This window comes from Myxococcus vastator (genome assembly GCF_010894475.1).
Classification (GTDB): domain Bacteria; phylum Myxococcota; class Myxococcia; order Myxococcales; family Myxococcaceae; genus Myxococcus; species Myxococcus vastator.
The window spans coordinates 1-1,961 of sequence record NZ_JAAIYB010000774.1; the positions used below are offsets into that span (position 1 = coordinate 1).

3 protein-coding genes are annotated in these 1,961 nt (G+C 69.3%); 1 reads left to right on the plus strand and 2 read right to left on the minus strand.

The window, feature by feature from the left end:
- Positions 1-196 precede the first annotated feature (196 nt).
- Positions 197-577 (plus strand): DUF488 domain-containing protein, encoded by a 381-nt coding sequence (locus G4D87_RS37115; protein ID WP_163787493.1) that lies wholly within the window; start codon positions 197-199, stop codon positions 575-577.
- 111 nt (positions 578-688) lie between these two features.
- On the opposite strand, the gene G4D87_RS37120 is transcribed toward G4D87_RS37115, so the two are convergent.
- Both G4D87_RS37120 and G4D87_RS37125 read right to left on the minus strand, forming a co-directional pair.
- Positions 689-1,006 carry a hypothetical protein gene (locus G4D87_RS37120; protein ID WP_240358922.1) on the minus strand — a complete coding sequence of 106 codons (318 nt, stop codon included), beginning with the start codon at positions 1,004-1,006 and terminating at the stop codon, positions 689-691.
- Between the two features lie 326 nt (positions 1,007-1,332).
- The coding region (locus G4D87_RS37125; protein WP_163787495.1) for an FtsX-like permease family protein at positions 1,333-1,961 on the minus strand (629 nt) is incomplete at its 5' end.

Below are 1,961 nucleotides of genomic sequence, written 5' to 3' on the forward strand. Positions count from 1 at the left end.
CGTGCTGCCCCGTCACGCTGCTGCATCACCCCATAGCAGGGCGCGTGCCGCCGCCGATCCACTCCCCAAGGCCAGCATTTCCAAGCACTTGGAGACATCCCCCTGGGCCAACGGGGCCAGCGCCCTTTCCGTCCCGGTAAGAAATCCGGTCCACCGCGGATGGAATACCGTCCCTCCGATTCAGGGTTGCCCGGCGATGCCGCTCAAAACCAAACGTTGGTGTGTGCCTTCGGAGCCAGATGACGGCTTCCGCCTCCTCGTCTGCCGTTACCGGCCGCGAGGTCTGCCCAAGGCCAAGGAGACGTGGGACGCGTGGCAGAGCAACCTAGCGCCCAGCCCGGAGCTCTTCGACGCCTTCTATGGAAAGGGCCGCACACCCATCACGCTGGAGGCCTACCGCGAGCGGTACCTCCAGGAGATGGCGTCGCAGCAAGAAGCCATCACCGCGCTCGCCAGGCGCGTGCGGCAGGGTGAGACGGTGACCCTCCTCTGTTCAAAGGACTGCATCCTCGAACAGGTCTGCCACCGAACAATTCTGGCCGGGCTCATCGAAGCGGAAGCGGCGCGGATGCATTAGAGCGGCTCCGTCCACGTCACAGACCTCCGGGAACGGCGGAAGCCGCGGCCGGGGCGGCGGTGAACCTGCACCGTCACGCTCCAGACCGCGGCCGTCCCCGTGCGGCGTGGACTACTGCTTCATCTTCTCGATGGAAGACGCCATGTTCTCGGTCGTCTTCTCCACGTTGAACTTGGTCCGGACCTGGTCCCCCTCCTTGATTTCACGCCGGAGGTGGCTGCTGATGTCCCGGCCCTTCTCGATGGGCTTCCCATCGATTTGCGTGGAGTGGCTCACGCCCATCGCCACCACCGCGCCGTTCTCATCCTTGATGAAGACCTTGTCCCGCCGCAGGGCCACCACGGAGCCGCTCAGCTCCTGCTGTCCCTGCATCTGGCTGCCGCCCATCCCGCCGGACATCTCCGAGCCGCTGCTGGGTGGCTGCTGCATCGGTGGCTCCTGCGGAGGCATTGAGGGCTCTTGCGGCATCGAAGGTTCCGGCGGCATCGCCGGCTCCTGCGAGCCTTGCGCCAGAGCCGCGCCACCCCACGCCAGACCCGCGATCATCCCCATCACCTTGAGCTTCATGACCGACCCCTTTCGTCCTGGAGGGCGCACCTCGCCTCCGGAGCCAACCGTGACCATGCCCGGCGGCTTTGCCAGCCGGTGCCACGGTGCGATGCGCCCCCTGGAGCGCGCCCCCCAGCTCGTCCGCCCCTCCTCGCGGGGCGATGACAGTCGCGCCCCAGTGAAACGCAGCGCCCCTGGACGCCTGCTCAGTCCGCCCGAAGCGCCACCGCGGGGGAGACTCGCGCGGCCCGGCGCGCGGGCAGCAGCACCGCCAGGACGGCCACCGCCAACAGCACCGCCGCCACCGCCGCGTACGTCAATGGGTCCGTGGGCAGCACGCCGCTCAGCAGGTGCGTGAGGCCGCGGCTGATAGCCACCGCCAGCCCCAGTCCCATGACGAGCCCACAGGCCGTCAGCCCCAGGTAGCGGCCAAGCACCAGCCCCAGCACCTGCGCCCGACGCGCGCCCAGCGCCATGCGGATGCCCAGCTCGCGGGTGCGCTGCAGCACCGCGTAGGCCACGACGCCGTAGAGTCCCACCGCCGACAGCACCACCGCCACCGCCGCGAAGGCCCCCGCCAGCAGCAGGTAGAAGCGCAGCGGCGCCACGGTGCGGTCAACCACCGAAGCCAGCGTGCGAACACTCCCTGGCGCCAGGCTCGCATCCAACGCACGAATCTCCGCGCGGGCCGCGGAGGCCAGGTCGAGCGGCGCCCCCTTCGTCCGCAGCAGCAGCACCATGCTCGTGGTCCGCGCCTGCACGTAGGGCACGTACACCTCCGGCAGGGACGGCGAGCCAAGCCCCTCCAGCGCCATGTCGTCCACCACCCCCACCA